The organism is Bacillus sp. FJAT-18017, from assembly GCF_001278805.1.
In the GTDB taxonomy this organism is placed as follows: Bacteria; Bacillota; Bacilli; order Bacillales; family Cytobacillaceae; genus Bacillus_D.
This window is the reverse complement of record NZ_CP012602.1, coordinates 4,464,284-4,489,853: the sequence shown is the minus strand read 5'-3', so window position 1 is coordinate 4,489,853 and position 25,570 is coordinate 4,464,284. Positions and strand designations below refer to the sequence as shown.

General features: G+C 43.7%; 22 protein-coding genes and 2 riboswitches. Of the genes, 14 read left to right on the top strand and 8 right to left on the bottom strand.

Annotation, left to right across the window (positions count from 1 at the left end):
* Positions 1 to 107 precede the first annotated feature (107 nt).
* Positions 108 to 1,361 (top strand): dicarboxylate/amino acid:cation symporter, encoded by a 1,254-nt coding sequence (locus tag AM500_RS20925; RefSeq protein ID WP_053601823.1) that lies wholly within the window; start codon positions 108 to 110, stop codon positions 1,359 to 1,361.
* A gap of 159 nt (positions 1,362 to 1,520) precedes the next feature.
* Here the strand turns inward: AM500_RS20925 and AM500_RS20920 are convergent, their stop codons facing one another.
* Positions 1,521 to 2,423, bottom strand: a complete 903-nt coding sequence (locus tag AM500_RS20920) for a cation diffusion facilitator family transporter (protein WP_053600966.1) — start codon at positions 2,421 to 2,423, stop codon at positions 1,521 to 1,523.
* A gap of 119 nt (positions 2,424 to 2,542) precedes the next feature.
* A riboswitch (TPP riboswitch) is annotated at positions 2,543 to 2,648 on the top strand.
* A gap of 167 nt (positions 2,649 to 2,815) precedes the next feature.
* Between AM500_RS20920 and thiT the strand changes: the two genes are divergently transcribed.
* From thiT to AM500_RS20895, 5 genes are all read left to right on the top strand, one after another.
* On the top strand, positions 2,816 to 3,415 hold the full coding sequence (gene thiT, locus AM500_RS20915) for an energy-coupled thiamine transporter ThiT (RefSeq protein WP_053600965.1): 600 nt from the start codon (positions 2,816 to 2,818) through the stop codon (positions 3,413 to 3,415).
* Positions 3,416 to 3,591: 176 nt separating this feature from the next.
* Entirely contained in the window at positions 3,592 to 3,816 is a 225-nt protein-coding gene (locus AM500_RS20910; protein ID WP_082347320.1) for a FeoA family protein, read from the top strand.
* Position 3,817: 1 nt separating this feature from the next.
* The gene (gene feoB, locus AM500_RS20905) at positions 3,818 to 5,818 is read left to right on the top strand and encodes a ferrous iron transport protein B (protein WP_053600964.1); all 2,001 of its coding nucleotides are present in this window, start codon (positions 3,818 to 3,820) and stop codon (positions 5,816 to 5,818) included.
* Between the two features lie 27 nt (positions 5,819 to 5,845).
* Positions 5,846 to 5,998: a FeoB-associated Cys-rich membrane protein gene (locus tag AM500_RS20900; RefSeq protein ID WP_053601821.1), complete on the top strand. Its 153-nt coding sequence runs from the start codon at positions 5,846 to 5,848 to the stop codon at positions 5,996 to 5,998.
* A 130-nt stretch (positions 5,999 to 6,128) separates the two neighbouring features.
* On the top strand, positions 6,129 to 6,584 hold the full coding sequence (locus tag AM500_RS20895) for a helix-turn-helix transcriptional regulator (RefSeq protein WP_053600963.1): 456 nt from the start codon (positions 6,129 to 6,131) through the stop codon (positions 6,582 to 6,584).
* Between the two features lie 19 nt (positions 6,585 to 6,603).
* Here AM500_RS20895 and AM500_RS20890 read toward each other — a convergent pair whose 3' ends face one another.
* A complete protein-coding gene (locus AM500_RS20890) occupies positions 6,604 to 7,107 on the bottom strand; it encodes a universal stress protein (protein WP_053600962.1) in 504 nt (167 codons plus the stop codon).
* 151 nt (positions 7,108 to 7,258) lie between these two features.
* Here AM500_RS20890 and AM500_RS25640 point away from each other — a divergent pair, with 151 nt between their 5' ends.
* The 3 genes from AM500_RS25640 (at position 7,259) to AM500_RS20880 (ending at position 12,575) form a co-directional block, all read left to right on the top strand.
* On the top strand, positions 7,259 to 7,414 hold the full coding sequence (locus AM500_RS25640) for a hypothetical protein (protein WP_156319869.1): 156 nt from the start codon (positions 7,259 to 7,261) through the stop codon (positions 7,412 to 7,414).
* 123 nt (positions 7,415 to 7,537) lie between these two features.
* On the top strand, positions 7,538 to 9,619 hold the full coding sequence (locus tag AM500_RS20885) for a transglycosylase domain-containing protein (RefSeq protein WP_053600961.1): 2,082 nt from the start codon (positions 7,538 to 7,540) through the stop codon (positions 9,617 to 9,619).
* A gap of 108 nt (positions 9,620 to 9,727) precedes the next feature.
* A riboswitch (yybP-ykoY riboswitch) is annotated at positions 9,728 to 9,830 on the top strand.
* Between the two features lie 96 nt (positions 9,831 to 9,926).
* A complete protein-coding gene (locus AM500_RS20880) occupies positions 9,927 to 12,575 on the top strand; it encodes a cation-translocating P-type ATPase (RefSeq protein ID WP_053600960.1) in 2,649 nt (882 codons plus the stop codon).
* Between the two features lie 467 nt (positions 12,576 to 13,042).
* Here the strand turns inward: AM500_RS20880 and AM500_RS25980 are convergent, their stop codons facing one another.
* Positions 13,043 to 13,192 (bottom strand): hypothetical protein, encoded by a 150-nt coding sequence (locus tag AM500_RS25980; RefSeq protein ID WP_197282631.1) that lies wholly within the window; start codon positions 13,190 to 13,192, stop codon positions 13,043 to 13,045.
* A gap of 23 nt (positions 13,193 to 13,215) precedes the next feature.
* Positions 13,216 to 13,539, bottom strand: a complete 324-nt coding sequence (locus AM500_RS20875; RefSeq protein WP_053600959.1) for an HPr family phosphocarrier protein — start codon at positions 13,537 to 13,539, stop codon at positions 13,216 to 13,218.
* 167 nt (positions 13,540 to 13,706) lie between these two features.
* On the opposite strand from AM500_RS20875, the gene iadA reads away from it, so the two are divergent.
* The 3 genes from iadA (at position 13,707) to AM500_RS20860 (ending at position 19,057) form a co-directional block, all read left to right on the top strand.
* On the top strand, positions 13,707 to 14,879 hold the full coding sequence (iadA, locus tag AM500_RS20870) for a beta-aspartyl-peptidase (RefSeq protein WP_053600958.1): 1,173 nt from the start codon (positions 13,707 to 13,709) through the stop codon (positions 14,877 to 14,879).
* Positions 14,880 to 15,287: 408 nt separating this feature from the next.
* Positions 15,288 to 17,045 carry an ABC transporter ATP-binding protein gene (locus AM500_RS20865; protein WP_053600957.1) on the top strand — a complete coding sequence of 586 codons (1,758 nt, stop codon included), beginning with the start codon at positions 15,288 to 15,290 and terminating at the stop codon, positions 17,043 to 17,045.
* Complete coding sequence (locus tag AM500_RS20860; RefSeq protein WP_053600956.1) at positions 17,042 to 19,057, top strand: ABC transporter ATP-binding protein; 2,016 nt, start codon at positions 17,042 to 17,044, stop codon at positions 19,055 to 19,057. Before AM500_RS20865 ends, AM500_RS20860 begins: the two co-directional genes overlap by 4 nt.
* 368 nt (positions 19,058 to 19,425) lie before the next feature.
* Here the strand turns inward: AM500_RS20860 and AM500_RS20855 are convergent, their stop codons facing one another.
* Positions 19,426 to 20,046, bottom strand: a complete 621-nt coding sequence (locus AM500_RS20855; RefSeq protein ID WP_053600955.1) for an NAD(P)-dependent oxidoreductase — start codon at positions 20,044 to 20,046, stop codon at positions 19,426 to 19,428.
* A gap of 590 nt (positions 20,047 to 20,636) precedes the next feature.
* Here AM500_RS20855 and fumC point away from each other — a divergent pair.
* Entirely contained in the window at positions 20,637 to 22,013 is a 1,377-nt protein-coding gene (fumC, locus tag AM500_RS20850; RefSeq protein WP_053600954.1) for a class II fumarate hydratase, read from the top strand.
* 512 nt (positions 22,014 to 22,525) lie between these two features.
* On the opposite strand, the gene AM500_RS20845 is transcribed toward fumC, so the two are convergent.
* Positions 22,526 to 22,729, bottom strand: coding sequence for an alpha/beta-type small acid-soluble spore protein (locus AM500_RS20845; RefSeq protein ID WP_043933165.1), 204 nt, complete (start codon positions 22,727 to 22,729; stop codon positions 22,526 to 22,528).
* A 238-nt stretch (positions 22,730 to 22,967) separates the two neighbouring features.
* Between AM500_RS20845 and AM500_RS25200 the strand changes: the two genes are divergently transcribed.
* On the top strand, positions 22,968 to 23,210 hold the full coding sequence (locus AM500_RS25200) for a hypothetical protein (protein WP_082347319.1): 243 nt from the start codon (positions 22,968 to 22,970) through the stop codon (positions 23,208 to 23,210).
* 66 nt (positions 23,211 to 23,276) lie between these two features.
* Here AM500_RS25200 and AM500_RS20835 read toward each other — a convergent pair whose 3' ends face one another.
* Both AM500_RS20835 and AM500_RS20830 read right to left on the bottom strand, forming a co-directional pair.
* The gene (locus AM500_RS20835) at positions 23,277 to 24,389 is read right to left on the bottom strand and encodes an ABC transporter ATP-binding protein (RefSeq protein WP_053601820.1); all 1,113 of its coding nucleotides are present in this window, start codon (positions 24,387 to 24,389) and stop codon (positions 23,277 to 23,279) included.
* Positions 24,390 to 24,579: 190 nt separating this feature from the next.
* Entirely contained in the window at positions 24,580 to 25,506 is a 927-nt protein-coding gene (locus AM500_RS20830; protein ID WP_053600952.1) for a PucR family transcriptional regulator, read from the bottom strand.
* Positions 25,507 to 25,570: the final 64 nt, after the last annotated feature.

The following is a 25,570-nucleotide window of genomic DNA, read 5'->3' as shown; positions in this document are numbered from 1 at the left end:
CCCCTTTTTACTTTTATTATATAACCTAGGTTTCTCATGTTATCACTTAGGGTAATTTGTTTTTGTGAAAAAACAAATAGAAATAGAGACATGGAGGTATGGATGATTTGAAGCTGACGTCAAAAATTATAATCGCACTCGTTCTAGGAGCGATCACGGGTTTAGTTTTCAATATATTTGCTCCTGGGGCGTTTGAAACACTAAATACATTCATTTTCACGCCAGTTGGCAGGATCTTTATTAGTTTAATAAGTATGCTTGTCGTGCCGATTGTACTATTCTCCATCATTCTCGGTGTTGCTGGGCTGGGTGACCCGAAAAAACTGGGGTGGATGGGACTTAAAACTGTTACATATTTTCTTGCAACAACCGCAATTGCCATACTTATTGGTTTTGCTTTTGCTCTAGTAATTAAGCCTGGGGAAATGGGGAATTTCGATACTGAAAATGCCAGTTTTGAGGCTGATAAGGCCCCTCCAGTCAGCGAGACTCTCCTGGGCATCATTCCAACTAACCCATTTGATGCGCTAACGAGCGGGAATATGCTTCAAATTATTGTTTTTGCCATTTTTATTGGGTATGCTTTGACAGCTTTAGGCGAAAAAACAAAGGCAGTTCGCCAATTTATTGAACAGGGAAATGAAATTATGATGTTCCTTGTCGGTATTGTTATGAAATTTGCTCCCTATGGGACATTTGGGTTAATTGCATCCGCGATTGGCAGCCAGGGCCTGGATGCAATCGGTGCAATGAGTGTCTATATGATTGTAGTTTTGCTTGGCCTTTTTACTCACGCCATTATTACCTATGGTAGCTCCGTCTACTTTTTGGGCGGAATGAATCCCATTAAGTTTTTCAAAGGCTTTGCACCTGCAATGGGTGTAGCATTCAGTACTGCAAGCAGCAATGCCACTCTGCCTATTTCAATGGAAACCGCCCAAAAGAACCTGAAGGTACCTGAGCCGATATCAAGCTTTGTCCAGCCGCTGGGTGCAACTATCAATATGGATGGAACCGCTATTATGCAAGGGGTCGCAACAATCTTCATTGCTCAGGTTTATGGGGTTGACTTAACAGTACCTCAACTTGCAACTGTGGTATTGACAGCTGTGCTTGCGAGTATTGGAACAGCAGGTGTTCCCGGAGTGGGGCTTATTATGCTTGCAATGGTTCTTCAATCAGTCAATCTGCCAGTTGAAGGAATAGGCCTTATTTTAGGAATTGACAGGCTGCTTGATATGGTGCGGACAGCAGTTAACATTACAGGAGATGCTGCTTGTGCAGTCGTAGTTTCCGAAAGTGAAAATCGCCGCCTTGAAAAAAAGAGTGGGCACTCTCAAGCTATTGCTGCTGAAAAATAAGATAGCAAGAAAATCGCAAGCGTCTTCGTTACAGGCAAAGGACGCCTCGAACCAGGCAAAGAGCCGCTTAATTCACAGATGCTTTCCTTTGTGGAGCTAGACAGTTCTCAAAAAAGATGTACTTTCTTATATAGCAGCAAAAACCCGTACTTAAGGAAATTAAGTACGGGCTTCTTTTTGTTCAGTTGTGTTTTTTTCAAAGTATGGCTCAACATGGATAATCGCATAGCGGACTCCATGTTTGGATTGCAATCCTTTTTCTATTGCTTCTGTGATGGCATGCCCCTCAATGATAGTGAGGTTTGGATCTACGAGGATGGTTGATTCAATGAGTATCTGATTCCCGTGAGTTCGTGCTTTTATTTCGTTGACACCTTTAACTCCGGCTGTACTTTCAATTGTCTGCTGTAGTTCAGGGACCTTTGTCACATCAAAACCATCTGTTAATGCATGAGAGGCATCGTGGAAAATTTCCCATGCCGTTTTGCATATGATTAATCCAACAATGATGGCGGCAATCATATCAAGCCAGACAATGCCTACCTTAGCACCAATAATTCCGATAAACGCTCCTACTGAGACAAGGGCATCTGAACGGTTATCCTGGGCAACCGCCCTGATGGCATTGCTGTTAATCTTTCTGCTCAGGTTAATATTGTAACGATAAACACCCATCATAATGGCTGCCGATCCTATCGCGACCCAAGCTGTGAGCCAATCCGGTTCAGCTTTGTTTCCAGAGAATAGGGATTGGACACCATTCATCAATACCTGGAATCCGACACCTAGCATGATGAAGGCTGCTACCAGGGAAGCTATCGTTTCAGCACGGTAATGGCCATAATGATGATCCTTGTCAGGCGGCTTTTTTGAAATCTTAAGCCCTACCAGTACAGCCACTGACGCCAGGACGTCTGTCAAATTGTTCAGTCCGTCTGCCCAAAGGCCATCGGAGTTACCCATTTTTCCTGCAATTAATTTGCATGCCGCCAGAAAGATATAGGCAAAGATACTAACCCAAGCACCCGTCTCCCCAGACTTCAATTGGTTCTTCCTCTCCATTGTTGTACCTCCTAAAACAGATATATAAGTTTATAAAAAAGTATATACTCTCCACATACAATTCTTATTGTTGTCAAAGTTGCCCGAGAATAGTATAGTGAAAGTGGATATCAATTGAATACTTCCACAAGGGGAGCTGTTAAAAGCGGCTGAGAGTGAACGTTTAGTTCTTACCCTTTGAACCTGTTAGTTAACGCTAGCGTAGGGATGTGGCATGCCGAATGTTTGGCAATACAGGACCCTCTTTGTATGCGTTTTGTATTGCCTTTTTGCATTGGCGGAAAGTACCCATATCAAAAAGGAAGGTTTCAAACGGATACCCAATATCAAGAGTAGGGAAACATGGAAGTAAAATCCTGTTTGCCTATTTCGGACAATAGGGGGAATCGTTTATGGAACAAAATCGTAAAACATTATTTTTGGTGGAGGTTGCTGTTTTTACGGCAATCGCATTGCTGCTTGATTATGCAGCCAATATTCTATCACTGAAAATTTGGCCACAGGGGGGTTCCATCTCGATTGCGATGGTACCAATATTCTTAATGGCCTATCGCTGGGGTTTAAAAGGTGGCCTGCTGACAGGTTTTTTGCTGGGATTCTTGCAAATTGTGCTGGGCCAGGCATGGATCATCCACCCTGTCCAGGGAGCACTTGATTATGTTGTTGCCTATACAGTCGTCGGGCTGGCCGGAGTCTTTTCGTCTTCTATTAAAAAAGCACAGGCTGATAGTAAGAAAACTCTCTGGATATTCTACATGGTCCTTGGAGTTCTGTTGGGAAGTGTCTTGAGGTTTATCGCCCACTATATTGGCGGGATTGTTTTCTTTGCGTCTTCAGCTCCTGAAGGGACTCCTGTCGCACTATTTTCATTCCTTTACAACGGAACCTACATGCTTCCAAACGCAATTATTTCAGCGATTGCAGTTGTCCTGGTTTTTGGAGCATCGCCAAGGCTGATTGCCGGACAGAGGCATTCTATGAATCATTCATAGGTTGTTTAAAAAAGTTAAAGAATTTATTTTGGAAAAGGGCCTCCCTTTTCCTTTTTTTATTTTCATAGGTTTAACATAATTTTCACAACTGGTTATCAATCTCCTATTTGAATGGTGATAAAATTAAACCATAAGAAAGAGAATCATTCTCATTTAAATGCTAAAGGGTGATAATCATGCTGGTTCAATTGAAAACGGGAGAAAAAGCGACGATTAAAAATATATCCATGGTTGACCAGCTGGTGCAAAGAAGGCTGCTTGATCTTGGTATCACAGAAGGCAGTGAGGTTTGCGTTAAATGCATCCTGCCATTCGGCGGGCCGATTATGATTGAATCCTGTGGCCAATGCATAGGGATTCGGCGCAAGGAAGCAAATTGCATCGAACTGGAGAGGGTTTAATATGGAAATTGCATTAATAGGCAATCCCAATACAGGCAAAACCTCATTATTTAATAATCTCACAGGTTCCTATGAATACGTTGGCAATTGGAGTGGCGTAACTGTTGAGAAGAAGGTTGGGATTTTTCGTAATAAAAGGGACCGCCTCATCGACTTGCCTGGCATTTATACGTTGAATCCACTGTCGAAGGACGAAGGTGTTGTAACCAGGTTTTTCCTGGATGGCCCCGTAGACCGTCTCCTCAACATCCTTGATGCCTCTCAAATCGAACGGAATTTGCATTTAACCCTGCAGTTAATTGAATTTGGAAGGCCAATGTTAATAGGGTTGAATATGGTTGATGTAGCAAGCAAGCGCGGCATTCATATCGATACAGATAAGTTATCCAGTCTGCTTGGCATCCCTGTTGTTCCGGTTGTGGCCAGAAGCGGAAAAGGCTGTGATAGACTGCAGGATATGGCAGCTGCTGAAAATGCACTTCCCCCAAAAAAGAACCTTGTTTATTATGGAAGTGAAATTGAAGAAGCAATTGGGGAGATCAGTGCTCAGATTGAGGGGAAAACAACCCATTCAGACAGATGGCTTGCCCTCCAGCTTTTTGAAGGGAATCAATATGTAGCGGATTATCTTGAACAAAAAGCTGATGGTACAAAAATTAGGGCGATTGTTTCTGGACTATCCCAAGCACTTGCTTCCCATGGGAAGATGTCCCTTGCCCATATCATCCATGAAAAACGGAAACTGGTTATAGAAAAAATAGCTGCCGAAGCAGTCAGGAAGAAAGGGGAGGTCGTTCCTCTTTCAGAAAGGATAGATACCATCGTAACAAACAGATACCTTGGCATGCCGATTTTTCTCTTGATGATGTATCTGATGTTCATGCTGACATTTGACTGGCTCGGTTCCCCGCTTTCCGATATTCTAGATGGCATTATTACCGGCCCAATTGCTTCATGGGCAGATGGTGCCTTAAATGCAGTTGGAGCTTCTGCTTTCCTTCATGCACTTGTCAATGAAGGGCTGATTGCAGGAGTAGGCGGGGTACTGGTATTTGTTCCGCAAATCTTTATCCTGTTCTTTTTCATTTCTTTGCTGGAAGACTCGGGTTATATGGCTCGTGTCGCCCTCGTAATGGATCGAATTATGGAATCGGTTGGCTTGAACGGGAAGGCATTCATACCGATGATGATCGGCTTTGGATGCAATGTACCTGGAATTATGGCAGCGAGGACGATTGAAACACCAAGGGAAAGACTTTTAACGATCCTTTTGACGCCGCTTATGTCTTGCTCCGCACGGCTTCCGGTTTATGCTTTGTTTGTTGGGGCCTTCTTTGCAGCAAATAGCGCTGGAATTGTTTTAAGTCTCTATATTATAGGTATACTCATCGCTCTTATTTTGGCGAAATTGTTCTCAAAAACAGTACTGAAATCCGAAGCATCACTCTTTGTTATCGAGCTTCCGCCATACCGTTTCCCTCAAATTAGGGCGTTGTGGAGAAGTACTTGGGACAAAGGAAAGGGCTTTGTTAAAAAAGCAGGTACTTTTATCTTTGCGGGTTCCGTCTTCGTCTGGCTCCTCTCTTATTCGGGGACTGGGGGATTTGATGTAGAAATGGAGCAAAGCTTCCTTGCTTCTATAGGAGGAGTCCTTGCCCCGATATTCCAGCCGCTGGGCTTTGGCAACTGGCAGGCGAGCGCATCATTATTGACTGGCTTTTTTGCAAAAGAATCAATTGTATCGACAATGAATATTATTTATTTTGCACCATCAGAGGCACAGCTTCAGGGTATGATGACAGCGTATTTCACACCGCTGGCAGCATACAGCTTCATGGCATTCATCCTGCTATATATCCCTTGCCTGGCTACAGTGGCGACGATTTATAAAGAAACCGGATCAAAAAAGTGGACAGTTTTCTCAATGGCCTATGCATTTACCATCGCCTATCTACTCTGTCTTATCATTTACCAGGGCGGTAAATTGCTTGGCTTAAGCTAAATCGGAAGGAGATATTCAGCGATGGAAATCATCACCAATATTATTATCGGCGGTGCAATATTCGGATATGCCGGCTGGGCGTTTGTGCGTTTTATTAACCGGTCTAAAAAGGGCAAATGTGCAGCCTGTTCCGTATCTGATAGCTGTTCTAGCGGCAGCTGCGCACCTGCTAAAAAATAATACAAAAGGACAGCGCCCATGAATTGAACGTGAGGGCGCTTTTATTTTTTGAGTGCTGAGCGCTTTCACTTTTCTTTTCTTCTTTTATTGTGTAATATTACACTTAGGAAAGATGAAGGAAGGGTTTTACGTGACAAGAGATGACATCATCATAAGGGTTTCTGAAAAGCTTCGCCTTATTCGGGCCGAAGCAGGCTATACACAGGATAAAATGGCCGATATCATCGGTGTCTCCAAAAAGACTCTTGTCCAAATTGAAAAGGGCAGGGTGCTGGCAGGCTGGTCAACAGTGGTGGCTGTTTGTGCGCTGTTTCGCGAAACCGAGACGGTCCAGTTCCTTTTTGGAAACGAGCCTCTCGAAGTTCTCGAAACTGTAGCGAGGGAAGGCATGGATTACCGGGGTGGAAAGACAATGGGCGGTAAAATATGGTGGCGCGAGCTAGAGAGGAAAAACGGCTATATTTTACAGCAGAACATTCTAAGCAAGCATCTCCGCATCCTTGATGAGGAGCATTATCGGATATACAGTTCATTTGATGAAGAGAGTGCAACCCTTCGGTTCAATGAAATTGCAGAAGGGAAATAAGCCGGAGGGGACCGGCTTATTATTTTGCAATTAGTACATGACATGGGGCCATTTTTGTAATTTTTTCTGTGACATTTCCAAGCAGCAGTCCTTTAAGCCCGCTTTTCCCCGAGCTTCCTGTAATAATTAAATCAGCTCCCGTTTCCTCAGCATATGCGCAAATGCTTTCTGCGGGTGCTCCTTCAAGAACCTGAAAGCTGACGTTTACCCCATCCAGCTTCTTTTTTGCATCAAAGAAGACTTGATCGACACTGTTGGTAATAATAGACTGTGTTGAATGTTCCGTTTGGTTAAAATTATGGAAAGAGGCAGGAATCCCTTCTGCTAAATAGCCTGACATGGGTGCTGGGGAAGTTCCTGCAATATCCACTCTCCGGTTCTCGATTTTTTCATCATACACATTGACTACAGTCAGTGCCGAATTTCCTCCTTGTTTACTAACTAAAGCAGCAAGTTTAAGCGCTTTGTCACTTCCTTCACTTCCGTCATAAGCCACGATAATATTATTAAAAGAAAAAGACATACATTAATTCCTCCTCTTTTTTCAGAAGTTTCAGTCTTTTTATTCTTTACCCTATATCAGGAAAACTTACTCTCCTTATCCCTTTGTTACCCCCATAAACTGGGTGCGCCCTGCGTAAAATTTGAAAAAGAGGTCATAGAGGTGATTTTGGATGAGCAAACAGGTGCACCCAACAATACGGAAATGCCTTCAACATTTAGATATATTGGAAGCGGATGATAAGATAAAGCAAATCGTATATATGTATATGGAATCACTTCAAAAGGAAATGAGCGAATACAAAACGGAAACCAGGAAAACAAGCTAAAAAGCAGCCGGGCAATCGGATGCTTTTTATTTTTTGAAAAACTTGTTAGCGAGTAGTAGTGGCTTGCCATGGGTAAATGCTAATGAGAATATCAATCTTGGGATTCGCCAGGGGGACAACATGATGAGAAAGTTAATGTTTAATGGTCTAGTTGAAAATTGGAAAAAATGGCATATGAACCAGGTGCTAATTTTAACGCTGGCCATTGTGGTACTTGGGTTTCTAGGTGCATTCAGTTTTTTTACAAAGGATGCCGATATTTCTTCACTGGAGAATGAATTAAATCAGGCAACCGTTATATACGATATAAACAGTGAGGTTGCAAGCAAGGTGACAGCAAATAAGAATGAGGGCACCCCAATCAATAAGGTTCCTGACCATATGAAAAACGCAGTCATCGCGATAGAGGACCACCGATTTTATGACCATAATGGTGTAGATCTGATTGGGATTGGGAGGGCGTTCTTCCGTAACCTTTTGGCAGGCGGTGTCGTTGAAGGAGGAAGCACGATCACCCAACAGCTTACGAAAAATGCACTGCTTGATTCCGAAAAGACATACAGCAGGAAGCTTCAGGAAGCGTCTTTGGCAAGGGAGATTGAAGAAGAATATTCAAAGGATGAAATCCTTCAGATGTATTTGAATACAATTTATTTTGGCGATGGCGCCTGGGGTATAAACCGCGCGGCAAAGAAGTACTTTGGTAAGGAAGTGGAGGACCTTTCACTTGGCCAATCAGCAATGCTAGCTGGGATAATTAAAGCTCCATCTGCACTGAATCCATATAACGATATGGAAAAAGCAGTCGCCAGACGCGATATTGTGCTGGCCGCAATGGTCCAGCATGAATTTATTACGAAAGACCAAGCGAAAAAAGCAAAGGAAGAAAAAATTAAGCTTGTCGACAAGAGTGAAGATCCGTTTACCGGCAAATATCCATATTATGTGGATGCTGTCCTGGAAGAAGCGATTAAAACGTACGGATTTACCCAGGATGAACTGCTGACAGGCGGTTACAAGATTTATACGGAGTTAGATCCAAAGATGCAAACCGCAGTTGAGAGTTCTTATAAGAATGATTCGCTGTTCCAGGTTGGAAATTCAAGTGACCCTGTTCAAAGCGGGGCAGTTCTTCTTGATGCGAAGTCAGGTGGCATCAGGGCATTGGTCGGCGGAAGAGGGGAGCATGTCTTCAGGGGCTACAACCGTGCCACCCAGTTGAAGGCACAGCCAGGCTCTATTATAAAGCCAATTGTTTCCTATACACCGGCACTCGAAGAAGGCTGGGAAATTACTGATATGGTCAAGGATGAAAAAATGAGTTTCGGAAACTATGAACCAAGTAATTATAACGGCCAATATGAGGGTGAAGTGCCTATGTATGAGGCTCTAATGGAATCCAAGAACGTTTCAGCTGTCTGGCTTTTGAATGAACTTGGAATTGAAAAAGGATTGGAGTCGGTAAAGCAGTTCGGACTTCCCCTTGAAAAAGAAGACCGGAACCTTGCTGTCGCGCTTGGCGGCTTGCATACAGGTGTATCGCCTAAACAAATGGCGGAGGCGTTTTCTGTTTTTGCAAACCGAGGAGTTCGTTCCGGTGCCCACACTATCATCCGGATTGAAGATCCTTCTGGAAAAGTAGTAGCCGAGAGAAAAGAAGAGAAAACAAAAGTGACCACTGCAGAAGTAGCGGATAAAATGAATACGATGCTACTCGGGGTAGTGGAGCGGGGCACTGGGAAAAGTGCTCAAGTCGAGGGCCGAGAGATTGCCGGTAAAACCGGTTCGACCCAGGTTGCAATAGAGGGAATCAATGGTGTTAAGGATCAATGGTTTGTCGGATACACACCGGACCTTGTAAGTGCGGTTTGGGTAGGATATGACAAAACTGATAAGGATCATTATCTAACCACCACAAGCAGCCAGGGGGCGAGCAAGGTTTTTCAGAATTTCATGACAGCTGCCCTCGAAGAGACCGAGCTGACAAGTTTCAATGTCCAGGATGTAGGGGTACTGATAGAGGAAAGGGAAAGAAAGTCGTTCTGGGATGAAATTAATGAAGGCGCAAAGAAGTGGGAGAACCGCATAAAGGAAGAGCAAAAGAAATGGAAAGAGCGAGGGAAGGGAAAAGATAAAGATAAAGGTAAGGATAAAGAAAAGAAAGAAAAAGACAAAGACAAAGATAAAGACAAAGGCAATGACTAATTTCCCATTTTTGCTCTGAATTAGGAGTTGCATTTCGTATCTATGAGCAAACTATTTTTGTCAATGTGTAAATTATGATAGAATCAATTATATTGAAATAACACTTTGACGCTTGTCAAAGGGGAGTAGCTTCGAATTGGGAACCCATTCGCAATAAAGTCGTCATTACATGGTGGTTTCATCATCGGCTTTGTTGGCTTTTAAAAGAGCTAAGCGAGACCTTTGCCTTTATGGTATAGGTCTCGCTTTTTTTATTGCCAATTTACTCCTATTATCAAAAATGAATTGTAAGGAAAGGAGCGAACAAATGGAATACTTTCAACAGACTAAGGAAGAAGTCCTGCAATCTGTAGAGACTTCAAGTAAAGGCTTGAAAGAGGAAGAAGTTCAACTCCGTCTTGAACGAGATGGCTATAACGAAATTAAGGATAAAGAAAAGGTTCCGACATGGAAGCTATTCCTTGAAACCTTTAAGGATCCTATGGTCATTGTATTGGTCATTGCTGCCGGAATCCAGCTCATCCTTGGAGAAGTAGTGGAAGCACTAATTATTCTGCTGGTTCTGGTTTTGAATTCAATTATTAGTGTTGTCCAAACAAAGAAGGCAGAAGGTTCGCTTGAAGCCTTACGTAATATGTCCGCACCTGAAGCGAAAGTAATCAGGGGTGGAACAAAACAAACGATACCAGCCAGGGAACTTGTCCAGGGAGACATTGTATACCTGGAAGCAGGTGACTATGTTCCGGCTGATGGGCGGATCCTTGCTAGTGCCTCGTTAAAGGTAAATGAAGGAATGCTGACAGGTGAGTCCGAGGCAGTTGAAAAACATACAGATGCCATCCCAGGTGAGGCACCTCTGGGAGATAGGAAAAACATGGTGTTCAGTGGTTCCCTTGTTGTCTATGGTCATGGGCAATTTGCGGTAACAGGTACAGCTGAAAAAACGGAAATCGGGAAAATCGCTGACATGCTCGCCTCTGCCGAAGCCAAACAAACACCGCTTCAGCGTAAGCTTGATGCATTTAGCAAGAAGCTGGGAGTCGGCATTTTAATACTAAGTATTTTTATCTTTGCTTTGCAAGCAGCAAGAATTTGGCTTGGTGATGGAGTTGTTGATACGGGTACCGCCCTTCTGAGTGCCTTGATGTTTGCCGTTGCCGTTGCCGTTGCAGCGATACCTGAAGCGCTATCTGCTATTGTAACAATTGTCCTCTCAGTAGGGACAAATAAAATGGCAAAGCAAAACGCAATTATCCGCAAGCTGCCGGCTGTTGAAACCCTTGGTTCGGCCAGCGTCATTGCGACAGATAAAACTGGCACGTTAACAAAAAACAAAATGACAGTTACAGATTATTTTCTTCCAGGGAATGTTCAAAAGCCCTTGAATGAAAATCCGGCCAACTGGAATAAATCAGAACATATGCTGGTTAATATCGCTGCATTGTGCAATGATTCCTACATTAATGACAGCGGGCAGGAGGTTGGAGATCCAACTGAGGTAGCTCTAATCCAATTTGCCAATAAAAACAACCAGAATTATAACGAGCTTCGCAATACGTATCCGCGTGAGGCGGAATTGCCTTTTGATTCCGATCGAAAGTTGATGTCGACTGTCCACACCATCAACGGTTCTCGGATGATATTGACAAAAGGCGGCCCTGATATTATGTTTGGCCGTGCAACACATGTATTAATTAACGGCAAAGAAGAACCTCTAACAGATGATAAATTGAATCAATTTAGTAAAGCCAATGAGGATTTTTCCAATCAGGCGCTGCGTGTCCTGGCCTATGGGTATAGGGTACTGCCTGAAGGACAGACAACTATTGATGAAAGTGATGAAAACAATCTGGTTCTAGTCGGGCTTACCGCAATGATTGACCCTCCGCGAGATGAAGTGTATGACGCGATTAAAAATGCGAGAAGTGCGGGCATCAAAACAGTTATGATTACTGGTGACCATAAAACAACCGCCCAGGCGATTGGCCGTGACATCGGACTTATGTCTGGAGACGATATTGCCTTATCAGGACAAGAACTTGATGCCATGACTGATGAAGAGCTCGACAAAAAACTTGAACATATTTCCGTATATGCTCGTGTTTCACCAGAGAATAAAATCAGGATTGTCCGTGCATGGCAGCGAAAAGATAAAGTTACAGCCATGACAGGGGACGGTGTCAACGATGCTCCTGCATTAAAACAAGCAGATATCGGGGTTGCCATGGGAAGCGGGACAGATGTTGCCAAGGACGCCGCTTCGATGATTCTGACGGACGATAACTTTGCATCTATTGTCAAAGCTGTTAGTGTCGGCAGGACAGTATATGCCAATATTAAGAAAGCCATTGGATATTTATTCGCCGGAAACCTTGGCGCGATTGTTGCGATTTTATATGCAGTATTGTTTAACTTACCAAACCCATTCACGGCAATCCAATTGCTATATATCAATCTTGTCAATGATTCTCTTCCAGCCATTGCACTAGGCATGGAAAAGGCAGAGCCAAATGTTATGAAAAAGAAACCGCGTGATCCTAATGAAGGACTTTTTGCCGGCGGTACTTTTCAGGCTGTTGCCATGCGCGGTGCGTTAATTGGCTTGGCAGTTATTCTTTCTCTCCATATCGGCTTGGCCCAATCAATGCAAATGGGAGTCGCTATGGCATTTACAACCTTGATTCTATCAAGGACTCTCCAAACCTTTGCTGCCCGCTCCACAACGCAGACAGCTATTGGTGCTGGTTTCTTTAGCAACAAACCAGTAATTGGAGCAGTATTGCTTGGCTTCGTCCTTTATGGAGTTACAGTTCTTCCATTTACACGAGAAATTTTTGGAATCCCAGCAGAGTTTGGCTGGAACGACTTCCTAATCGCAGGAGGCCTAGCAGTTGCTGCTGTCATCCTAATGGAAGTAATCAAAGTCATCCGTGTAAAACTTCAATCAGCAAAATAAAAGGAAGAAAGCTCCTGCGATATTATTCGCAGGAGCTTTCCTTTGTGTACCTTCTATGATAATCCCCTGATGCCATAAAATGACGGTTATGTCCCTCTAACAACGGAGGCTATAACCGTCTTTTTTTAAGTGGAGATTCAGAAATAGGATTCCGAATGACGTTTCAAGGTAAATGGCAAGATAAAATGTATTCAACCGGGTTATGATTTCCGCTCCAGGCGCTTCGCTTTCCGTGGGGCGGGCGGTGAGCCTCCTCGTCGCTTTGCTCCTGCGGGGTCTCACCTATCCCGCTGCTCCCACAGGAGTCTTCGCGCCTTCCGCTCCAATCAACTCTGAAAAATTCAACAATCTTTGCATTAACTATTTCAAAATAGCGTTAACAAAAAATTCCCTTAAAATTCAAAAAGTCCTTTTAACGGCGTTGTTAAACATAAAAATAAAATAAAAAACAGGGCTTTCACCCTGTTTTAGAACATTGGCATGATGTAGTTAATTAGGAACCAGAGAACTCCAAAGAAGATAATGATGTATGCGGCATACTTGATGAAGGTGCTTCCAACCTGGGAACTGTCCGAATGTTTTTCTTTTCTAACTTCAACATTGCGCCTTTCTTCCATCTTAGACACCTCACCTTCGATTCCTAAATTTGGAAAGTTTCACCTGTATTCAGGAAATGCTTCTTGCTTTTTTGTAATAGTGAAATATTCGAAGTGCAAAGAGATTGAATCGTATCCAAATGCTTTGATACATTCTCGCCTTCTGCGATGATTTTCACAGCACTCCCGGATTCCAGCGTAAGCAAGAAGGAAACCAGCTTTGGCAGATTTTCAGCATCAACTGCGCGATGGCGGCAATATAAATAAGTGGAGCCTTTGAATTGCTTTGCTGTTTGGTAGATATCAAGCATTTTCTTCATATTGAATTTATTTAAAATAATAACATTGGCACTCATGATTTCTTTCATTGTTCATGTCTCCTTTTTCTTATGTCCTTTATGTGTGTTGTACAGTTCATTTACCCACAGTTTAGATATCTTTAAACCTGGCAAGCTTTCTCAATTCACCCATTTGCAAGCACAAGCAGTTAGTGGGTATAGTAAGTATGGAAATTGAAAAGGGAGGAGTTTCACAAATGTTGACCCTTATTAAGAACGGAGAAATCTATGCACCACACTATCTTGGAAAAAAAGATTTATTAATTATTGATTCTCGGATTGGCTTGATAGCTGAGGACATTCAAGTGCCGGAACGATTTGCTAAAGTAGAAGTTGTTGATGCTTCAGGAAAATATATAGTCCCTGGCTTTATCGACGCGCATGTACATATTACAGGAGGCGGAGGGGAAGGAAGCTACCGGACTCGGACACCAGAGCTTCGTTTGACCGATGCAACACTTGCAGGGATTACAACAATTATTGGTGTCCTGGGGACAGATGGAACGACCAGGACGATGACTAACCTGATTGCTAAAGCACGGGCCCTTGATGAAGAGGGGATTACCTGCTTTATTCATACTGGATCCTATCAAGTGCCTTTAAAGACGCTTACAGGAAAAATTGAAGATGACATAATTCTGATTGATAAGATAATAGGCGCTGGGGAGGTCGCAATTGCTGATCATCGCTCCTCACAGCCGACCGCTGAAGAAATGGCGAAAATTGCTTCTGCTGCACGTATAGGCGGCCTTTTGTCAGGTAAAGCGGGTATCGTCAATATTCATGTAGGAGACAGTTACGACCACTTGAAAATAATTGATGAAGTCGTTGAAAAAACAGATATTCCAATCAGGCAATTTCAGCCTACCCATATTAACCGTAGCCAGCATTTATTTGAAGCTGGTATCCGTTTCGCCAAAAAAGGTGGTTATGTGGATTTTACAACAAGCTCGGTACCAAAATTTTTTGATGAAGGAGAAGTGAAATGTTCGGTTGGACTTAGGCGAATGCTTGACCAGCACATTGATATTTCACAAATCACCTTTACTTCCGACGGCCAGGCTAGCCTTCCTGACTTCGATGAATTTGGTGAATTGCTTGGATTGAAGATTGGGAAAGTCTCAACACTTTATCAAGAAGTGCGTGATGCCATTGTCCAGGAAGGTATTCCTATAGAAGTTGCTCTCCGAGTAATTACACAAAACCCGGCAGCCATTTTAAAACTTAATCGAAAAGGGATGGTGGCTGAAGGAAGGGACGCTGACCTTGTACTGCTGGATAAAGAGGATATGTCGATAAGAGATGTATTTGCATTGGGGCAGATGATGGTTCAAGACGGCAAACCACTTGTTAAGGGAACGTTTGAATAATTTTTAGAAAATAGAATCTAATCTGTAAAATGGATTGACAACAAGCTAGTACCGGTGATAACCTAACAAAGTAGAAATTTCCATTTATCCAGTTACTATAAAAAGGAAAAGGAGGGGTGCGTCATGCTCACGTTGTTAAATGAATTGTATACAGCTGAATATGAGAAGAGCCGCACCCGATCCTTATTTTCTTTTCCTTTGAAAGGCAGAAAGTAACAGGCAGACCGTGCGCTCTTATGGCGCGCATCTTGGTTTTGTCTCCGGCTTCCATATTTAAATTCGGGACATATCGCTTATGCTGCGGTATGTCCTTTTTGCGTCTTTTGGGGGCTAGGGGGCGAATGGAAAAAAAGCAAAATTTCCAAAGGGGTCTTATTGCCCGTTAATCGGGGATAAAGGGGTGTAATTATGTTTGCTGTTTTAAAAAAATTAGGCTGGTTCTTTAAAGAAAATAAGCGGAGGTATATTGTTTCAATCTTGCTGTTGGTTCTTGCGGGGCTGATTGATATCCTGCCGCCAAAGCTTATCGGAATGGCGATTGACAATATTCAAAAAGGTGCAATAACCAGGGACCTGATTGTCCAGTTCATGCTGGGCCTCGCAGTTATAACTGCCTTATCCTATACAGTCACCTACATCTGGCATTACATGCTGTTTGGGGCAGCCTTCCTTGTGGAAAGGCAGCTGCGCGGTAATTTCATGAACCATTTGCTCAGGATGACACCGACGTTTTATGAAAAAAACAGGACTGGCGATCTGATGGCAAGAGCAACCAACGATATTAAGGCGATTTCGATGACAGCAGGCTTTGGGATTCTGACGATGATTGATTCGTCTGTCTGGATGCTGACGATTCTATTGACGATGGGGTTTACTATCAGCTGGGAGCTGACCCTAATGTCAATCATCCCGCTGCCGATTATGGCCCTGCTTGTGAATATTTATGGCAAGCGGATCCATACCCGTTTTGTGAAAGCACAGGAAGCGTTTGGCGAACTGAACGACAAAGTGCTGGAATCAATTGCAGGAACCCGTGTTATTCGGGCATACGTACAAGAACAAGAAGAAATGAAGAAATTTCATAGGCAAACCGAAGACCTTTTTGAAAAAAATATCGCAGTATCGAGAATTGACTCGCTTTTTCAGCCAACAATTAAAATTTTGATAGGTTTAAGCTATGTAATTGGCCTTGGCTACGGCGCAAAGCTAGTATTCAGCCAAGCAATCACTCTTGGTGACCTCGTTTCCTTCAACGTCTACCTTGGGATGCTGATCTGGCCGATGCTCGCAATTGGTGAGTTAATCAATATTATGCAAAGAGGCAATGCTTCCCTGGATAGGGTTCAGGAGACGCTTGCTTATAAAGAAGATGTAAAGAATCCTGAAACTCCGATTTCTGTGAACTCGCCTGACAGCATTCATTATGACGACGTTACGTTCAGATATCCGAGTTCAAGCCAGGACAATCTTAAGGACGTTAATGTAAGGCTGGACCAGGGCGAAACACTGGGTGTTGTCGGCAAGACGGGCAGCGGCAAAACGACGTTCATCAAACAGCTTCTAAGAGAATATCCAATGGGTAGCGGAAGGCTCGCTATTGCTGATGTACCGATCGAGGACCAGCCGCTGGAGAATCTCCGCAGCTGGGTTGGCTATGTTCCGCAGGATCATGTGCTGTTCTCGCGAAGCATCCGGGAAAATATCCTGTTTGGTAATCGTGATGCCGGCGAATCGGAGCTTCAACAAGCGATTGATTCCGCATCTTTTAGAACAGACCTGGAAAACCTCCCGGAGGGGTTAGAAACATTAGTTGGAGAAAAAGGTGTCTCCTTGTCCGGGGGGCAAAAGCAAAGGGTTTCAATTGCACGTGCACTCATTAAAAACCCTGAAATATTAATCCTCGACGATTCGCTTTCAGCAGTCGATGCAAAGACCGAACAAAAAATAATAGAAAATATTCGGAGGGACCGGGCTGGGAAGACGACCGTTATTACAACTCACAGGATGTCGGCGGTTATGCATGCTGACCGGATCATTGTTCTCGAAGAAGGGAAAATCATCGAGGAAGGAACGCACGAAGAATTAATGGCCCTTGGCGGATGGTACAGTGAGCAGTACGAACGCCAGCAGGCCGAGACCGCCGCGGAGGAGGGGATATCGATATGACTACCGGTAAACGATTATACAAGTATGCACTCCAATTTAAATCAATCATAGCAGGGGCATTAGTGCTCCTCACCCTGTCAGCGGCGGCTGACCTTGCCGGGCCGTTCATTGCCAAGCGGGTAATAGACGTCCATATACTCGGCATCGAATCGGTCTGGTACGAAACGGAGCAGGGCGATAGAGCAGCCGAGTATGATGGCAGCTATTATAAACGGGACATTTATTTTGCTGAAGGTGAACCAAAAGGAAGTGCTGCTGAAATTCTCCAGGTTGGGACCAGATTTGTTTTTCTGGAGGAAGAGGCTGGTATTGACGGCGAGCGAAGCTACAGCAACGGGACGTTAACAATTAAAAATGCTGATGAGAGAAAAACGTATCCAGCAACTGTCCTGTCCGCAAGTGATGTCATGAGGTTTACCTCACCTGAACTGCCAGGCATTGTTTGGCTCCTGGCGTTATATTTTGGATTGGCTGTCGTATCGGCATTTTTTCAGTATTGGCAGCGTTACATGCTGCAAAAGTCTGCAAATCGCGTTATTCAGAGAATGCGAGAAGATGTATATGCAAGAATACAGAAGCTGCCTGTCCGATTTTTTGATAACCGCCCCGCTGGTAAAATTGTCGCCCGCATCACTAACGACACCGAGGCAGTAAGAGAACTGTATGTTACTGTGCTATCAACTTTTTTCACCGGCGGGATTTATATTATCGGTATTTATATTGCCTTGTTTATCCTTAGTCCGAAGCTGGCAGCAATCACTCTTCTGCTCTTGCCGATTTTATACGCATGGATGGTAATCTATCGGAAATTCGCATCTAGGTATAATCATAAAATCCGCTCGCGGAACAGTGAAATCAATGCAATGATTAACGAATCCATCCAGGGAATGAATGTGATTCAGGCTTTTGGGCGTGAAAAGGATACAATGGGTGATTTTGAAAAACTAAATGAGGACCATTTCCGCAACCAGAATAAGATGCTGAACCTGAATTCATTAACGTCGTTCAACCTGGTCAATGTGCTCCGTAACATCGTATTTGTCGTGTTTATTTGGTATTTCGGGGGAGAATCTCTCGAGGCTTCGTCTGCGATTTCGCTTGGGATGCTTTACGCCTTCGTTGATTACCTTAACAGGCTGTTTGAGCCGGTTGTCGGTATGGTGAACCAGCAAGCGAATTTGGAGCAGGCTCTCGTTGCCGGCGAAAGGGTATTTCAATTAATGGATGAACCGAAAGAAGAAGAAAAAGGCATGGACTTGCCTGAGTATCGCGGAAATGTCCGCTTTGACAATGTTTCTTTTGCCTATAAAGAAGGCGAATGGGTTCTAAAAAATATTGACTTTGAAGCCCGTCCCGGTGAAACGGTAGCTCTTGTCGGACATACCGGTTCCGGAAAAAGTTCAATTATGAATTTGCTCTTCAGATTTTATGACTGCCAGAAGGGTGCAATTACAATTGATGGGATTGATGTTAAGAATATTTCCAGAAACTCATTGCGCCGAAAAATGGGGATAGTCTTGCAGGATCCGTACTTGTTTACAGGAACAATTCTCACAAATGTCAGCCTTGGTGATCCAGCGATTTCCCGTGAACGGATTGAAAAGGCGCTTAAAGATGTTGGCTCGGATGAAATCTTCAAAAATCTTGAAGATGGCTATGATTCGCCCGTTACGGAAAAAGGATCGACGTTCTCAAGCGGGCAGCGCCAGCTCATTTCATTTGCACGGGCGCTTGCCTTCGATCCTGCTATCCTGATTCTCGATGAGGCAACCTCCAGTATCGATAGTGAAACCGAGGCTGTCATTCAGGAGGCAATGGAGGTTCTGAAAAAAGGGCGGACCACCTTTATCATCGCCCACCGACTCTCAACAATCCGAAATGCCAACCAAATCCTTGTACTCGATAAAGGCGAGATTGTTGAAAAAGGCAACCATGATGACTTAATGGAACAAAAAGGCCGCTACTACCAGATGTATCAGCTGCAGCTCGGTAAGGCGGACTTGGCAGGATAATAGGAAGAACCCGCCTTTTCATAATTGGGCGGGTTTTTATTTTCAAGGTTTTTTAACTGGAAACTTCCCGGAAATAAAAAGAAGGATCCGAACGTTCTATTGGATTAATCATGAGCAGCGGAGACGAGATTTATCTAAAAGAACTCTTCTATTGGATTAATCATGAGCAGTGGAGACGAGATTAATCTAAAAGAACCCTTCTATTGGATTAATCGTGAGCAGCGGAGACGGGATTAATCTAAAAGAAGCCTTCTATTGGATTAATCGTGAGCAGTGGAGATGGGTTTAATCTAATAGAGCTATTCTAATGGATTAATTATGAGCTGTTTGTAGGAATTCTTTATTAGCTTTTATAACTTGCTAAAAATTTAATAAGTTAACCCAGTCCTACAATGCAGGTATTCGAGACTTTGAAGCTGCTGGAAGGTGAAATCTCCAGTGTCATAAATCGAAATCGAGCTCGGATTTACCGGGAGCATATTCCTGCCAACACGATATGTTCCCTTTCGCTCGCCGACAGGCAAGTAAGTTGGGCAGACTGCTGTCCAATCAAGACCCGATTCCTTCATAATCAAAAAAGCCTTAAGATGTTCCTCGGCATCCTTTGTGGTAGACCGCCTTGATTCGGATGATTGGAAACGGTAAAGTTGCGGTTCGGACCTTGCCTGCAAAATTCCAGCAGTACTGACCATAATAATGCGTCGAACTTTATGGTGTTTCATTGCATCAATAATGAGTGGCATAGAATCAGACAGAATCGTAGCACCTCCTGTATTCAATGAACTAATCACTGCATCACAGCCTTCTACAGCAAAAGATACATCTGATTTATTCCGGGCATCACCGTTTAGTATCCTTAATGAAGGATGAGAAATAGCTAGTTTTTCGGGGTTCCTTACAAGAGCCTGTACATGGTAGCCTGCTTCTAGGCAGTTTTCCAACACAATCCCGCCAACTCTGCCAGTAGCCCCCAAAAGGCATATGTTCATAAAAATTTCACCTTTCTGTCACGATATCGAAAATTATTGCCTGTTGTTCATGGTACTTTAGTAGTGGATAAACGAGTTCAACCTAAAGGAGCGGGATGGATATGTTCTCAGTTACATTGACGATTGGCAGCATGATGATTCTTACCTATTTTATCGCTTATATGATTGTAAAGCACTAAAGCTGCAGACACTGTCTGCAGTTTTTATTTTGGCTTACTAATTTTAAATTAGGTGGATTTCAATGCGGGGGATTATTTGGTGTTTTTACAGAAAATGTATAAATGCTCATTCGAGTATAAAAATGGCTCATATGGGGCTCATAAGTGATGAAGTTAGGCTCATATAATTGGTTTGGAGCTGCCTGGTGTCATAAAGCATAATTTTATCATCTAACACTTACCCCCCGCCCCCTCTTCCTTCCTCAGCAAAAAAGGGCTTAAAGGTGAATGTTTTAAAAATTTCAGGGACAAGTTTAATATGCCAAAGAGTTTTGCTGAAATTAAACGCATAATAAGCAACTGGCCAGATAAGAGGCTTGTTTTTATAGAAAGAGGGAAAATGGGGAAAGGATATCCAAGGGAGGGATTAAAATGGAATACAGGATTGAAAAGGACACACTCGGTGAGGTGAAGGTTCCAAAGGATCGTTATTGGGGTGCCCAAACTCAGCGGAGTCTTCAGAATTTTAAAATTAGTACGGAAAAAATGCCTCTGGACCTGATTTACAGCCTTACTACTGTCAAACTTGCCGCGGCAGTTGCCAACAATGCCTCAGGAAAGCTTATCGATGAAAAAAAGGATGCAATCGTTCATGTATGCGCGGAAATTCTGGAAGGGAAGTATGACGAACATTTCCCGCTAGCTGTTTGGCAAACCGGCAGTGGCACGCAAACCAATATGAATGTTAACGAAGTGATTGCCAACCGCGCAAATGGTCTTCTTGAGCAGGAGGGCAGTGCAGTGGGGATTCATCCTAACGATGATGTCAACATGTCGCAAAGCTCGAATGATATATTTCCAACAGCTATGCATATTGCTGCCTATGGTAAAGTGAATTCAGCATTGCTGCCTGCGCTGGACGAATTGACAGAAACACTAAGGCAAAAGGAGAAAGATTTTTCCCATATTATAAAAATTGGCCGTACCCACCTCCAAGATGCGACTCCGCTCACACTTGGCCAGGAGGTAAGCGGCTGGCGGACAATGCTCGAAAAAAGCAGGAAGATGATTAGCGAATCAAGCAAAGCATTGCTTGATTTGGCAATAGGTGGAACAGCAGTCGGAACAGGGATTAATGCATCCCCTGATTTTGGGGACAGAACGGCAGAAATCATTGCAAGTGTAACGGGACATCCTTTCCGTTCTTCGGAGAATAAATTCCATGCCTTGACCAGCCACGATGAGCTTGTCTATGTGCACGGGGCATTGAAAGCACTGGCTGCAGATTTGATGAAAATCGCCAATGATATAAGATGGCTGGCTAGCGGACCGAGGAGTGGAATTGGTGAAATTACAATTCCCGCCAATGAGCCGGGAAGCTCAATTATGCCGGGTAAAGTCAATCCGACTCAAAGTGAGGCATTGACAATGGCCATTTGCCAAATATTCGGCAACGATGCTGCCATCGGCTTTGCCGCAAGCCAGGGCAATTTTGAGTTAAATGTATTCAAGCCTGTTATCATCCATAACTTCCTGCAATCTGTCAGACTGCTTGCGGATGGAATGAGGTCATTCAATAAAAACTGTGCTGCCGGTATAACGGCAAATGAAACAGCGATATTGTCGCAAATGGAACGCTCGCTAATGCTTGTAACCGCACTTAATCCTCACATCGGATACGAAAAAGCAGCAAAGATTGCCAAGCTCGCGCACAGCGAATCGCTAACACTTAAGGAAGCAGCCATCAGGACCGGCTACCTGACTGAACAGCAATTCGATGAATGGGTTAAACCGGAAAATATGGTTTGAAGCCGAAAAGCGGAAACGCCCGTTAAGCGGCGTATGGCCTGGAGGGCCTCGATACGAGGTAAAGGAAACACGAAGAGCGCTAGGATTCGATGTTGACTTACCGTAGAGAGGGGACCGAAGGACACTAGACGCTGGGCGTTGGAGCTAGACAAGAAAAGCGGAAGCACCCGTTTAGCGCCGTATGACCTCCTCGAAAAATCTATCACTTTTTCTTCGTGCGATGCTTATGCTGCCGAAGTTTTCCTTGTGGAGGGCCTCGACATGAGATAAAGGAAACACGATGAGCGGAGCGAATCGATGTTGACTTATCGTAACGAGAGGACCGAAGGGCACTAGGCGCTGGGTGCTGGAACTGGACAAGAAAAGCGGAAGCACCCGTTTAGCGCGGTCTGACGTATTTCTGATAAGAAAAATTAAGAGCCCCCTGCCTGAAAGAGGAGGGGGCATATCCAGTATATTAACTTTTTTAAAGCTTAAACTGTTGGTTCGTCAGTCCCGACGATCCAGTCAAATTAACGGCTAAAGCCGCCACCTAGTTGGCTTTGAGCCATAGAAACTAGACGCTTAGTAATTTCTCCACCGACCGAGCCGTTTGCACGGGAAGTAGTTTCTGCACCAAGGTTAACACCAAATTCTTGTGCAATTTCATACTTCATTTGTTGCAAAGCTTGTTCTGCACCTGGAACTAACAATTGGTTACTATTGTTGCTTGGCATGCTGCTTCATCTCCTCAGTCTTAATTGTTGTGTAATGGCTGGGTTGGCCGGAGTTGCACCGGCTCGCCGGGATGACGTCTAGTCCCGGCCCTGGAACCCATCGTTGATATTGATTTTAGTATAATCCGCAAGTGTTGGTTTATACTGCGCTTATAGTGGTAATTAATGCCACATCTAACACCAGCTAGAATAGAAAAATTAGCAATGCAAACACTAACAAAAAGCGGGGGAATTCTAAATGAATGTTTGTCCAGTCTGTAACGGACTGAAACAACTGGATGTTCACTGCAGTGAGTGCAGCAGCCAGATGGAAGAGAAAGGGCGCTACATGGATTATTTTGATGACTATAGCCCCTACATGCCAATTGATCAAATGAAACTTGAGGATGGCATTCCAAACGATTATAAGAATCATCAATGTCCGCACCTTTACAGGTGTCCATCCTGTGGGAATGACCAAATAGTCCTCATAAAAGAGTAATTTTTTCCTAGGAAAACAAAAAGCGCCTGGACCCTCATTAGAGGCCAGGCGCTTTCAGTTCAATGTTTATTTGTCACTTGCAGAACGAAGGCGAAGCTCAGTTTCAACATCGAAGAAGTGAACTTTGTTCATATCGAAAGCAAGGTCAAGTTTATCGTTTGGATGAATATCGGAGCGGGAATCAATCCGTGCGACAAAGTCCTGGCCGCCAAGGCTTGAATAGACCATTGTTTCAGCACCAGTCAATTCGGCAACATCGACTATTGCGTTGATTTTTGAACCAGCAGAAGCATCGATGAATACTGGCTCATCATGGATGTCCTCAGGACGGACACCGAGGATGATAGGCTTACCAAGATAGCCTTGCTCACGAAGGAATTTCATTTTTCCTTCTGGTACAGCAATTTTTACATCGCCAATAACGAATTTGCCATCTTCCAATGTTCCGCGGAAGAAGTTCATAGCAGGAGATCCGATGAAGCCGCCGACAAATACGTTTTCTGGCTTTTCGTATACTTCTTTTGGACTTCCAACCTGCTGGATGAGGCCATCCTTCATAACGACAAGGCGGGTGGCCATTGTCATCGCTTCAGTCTGGTCGTGTGTTACGTAAATCGTCGTTGTATCCAGGCGGCGGTGAAGCTTGGCAATTTCAGCACGCATCTGAACACGAAGCTTTGCATCCAGGTTGGAAAGCGGCTCGTCCATCAGGAACACTTTTGCATCACGGACGATGGCGCGGCCAAGAGCAACACGCTGGCGCTGACCGCCGGAAAGAGCTTTTGGCTTACGGTCAAGGTAAGTTTCAAGGCCAAGAATCTTAGCAGCATCTTTTACTTTTTGGTCAATTTCAGCTTTAGGAACCTTGCGAAGCTTTAGTCCGAATGCCATATTATCATAAACGGTCATGTGCGGATATAGAGCGTAGTTCTGGAACACCATTGCGATATCGCGGTCTTTCGGTGCCACATCATTTACTCTCTTGCCGTCAATGTAGAAGTCGCCTTTGGAAATTTCCTCAAGGCCTGCAATCATACGAAGGGTAGTGGATTTCCCGCAGCCGGATGGACCGACAAAAACGATGAATTCCTTATCCTGGATATGAAGGTTGAAGTCTTCAACTGCTGTTACTTTGTTGTCATATACTTTATAAATGTGGTCAAGTTTTAATTCTGCCATTGTATAAAAGCCTCCTGTTAAGCTTATTTCATAATTTAATTGTACAGATATCCTTTGGAAAACCATATGGACACGCTGCACAAAGATTTTCCCCCAGGTTTGGGCACTTTGCTGAAAGCCCTTTCTTTTTTGTGCACAGGAGTACTTAGGCAACTTTGACACTGAATGTTTACGGGAAAAAACTGCCTTACTATTGGGCAGTTTCTTCACTGGAGTTATTTCGATTTTGTTCAAACAACAGGCAGGCTAGGTAGACTGTGAAGGCCGAGTGGAATTCCTTCAAGCTAACCCCGGTGCGATCTGTAAATTTATCAATACGGTATTGCAAGGTGTTACGGTGGATGAATAGTTTTTTTGCTGTCAGACTTGCGTTTGAGCCGTTCTCAAGAAAACTTTTGACCGTGCTGAACATTTCTTCGTCACTGCTGAATGCTGTCTCAAACTCATTTTGCAATGCCTCGGCCAGGGGCTCCGGCAATTTGGACGCAATATAGGCAGGGAATACTTTTTCAAAGGAATAATACTCTTCCATTGCCATTACTTTTTTTGCAAAGGAGAAGAGTGTCCGTTCCTTCTTGAATTGTTCAGTTAATTCAGGTTGAATTCGCAGCTTTTTTCCAACATAAAGGTTTGTTTTTATGTAAAAATCACTCTCGAATGCTGCTGCCATAGAGGAAATATCCCGTTCTTCGAGTAGGAAATCGCCTAATTCAACCACAACCGCATTGGACTGATTTTCCCAAAGAATAATAATCTCGTCAGGAAAAAAACCTTTAATTGCAGTTTCAAGCGCTTCATGGTCATGGTTATAACCGAAGAAATGAAATTGCAGGAGTCTGCCCGGCTCATTCTCGTAGGCAGAAGGGATCTTGCCAGCTGTAAAAAGAAAGTCCTTCCACTGTTGGAGATGTGGAGAAAGTTCCCGTTCTGTTTCAGCGGCCTTTCGAAATAGCGTTCCAAGCAATTCGAGTTCACGGTCCGTGATGGCCCCGACTGGAATGGAAAGCCATTCACCAGTTGCAGAATTATTGAATATATGAAACCTTCCAACCTCACCAGAAGGCTGCGAATCGGTCAAGATGGAACCAGGATAAAGCTCCAGCAAATTTTCAAACATAGCATTTCCCCATTTAATTAAGTAATTTCCTCTATTATATCAGTCATGGACAATAAGAAAAAAT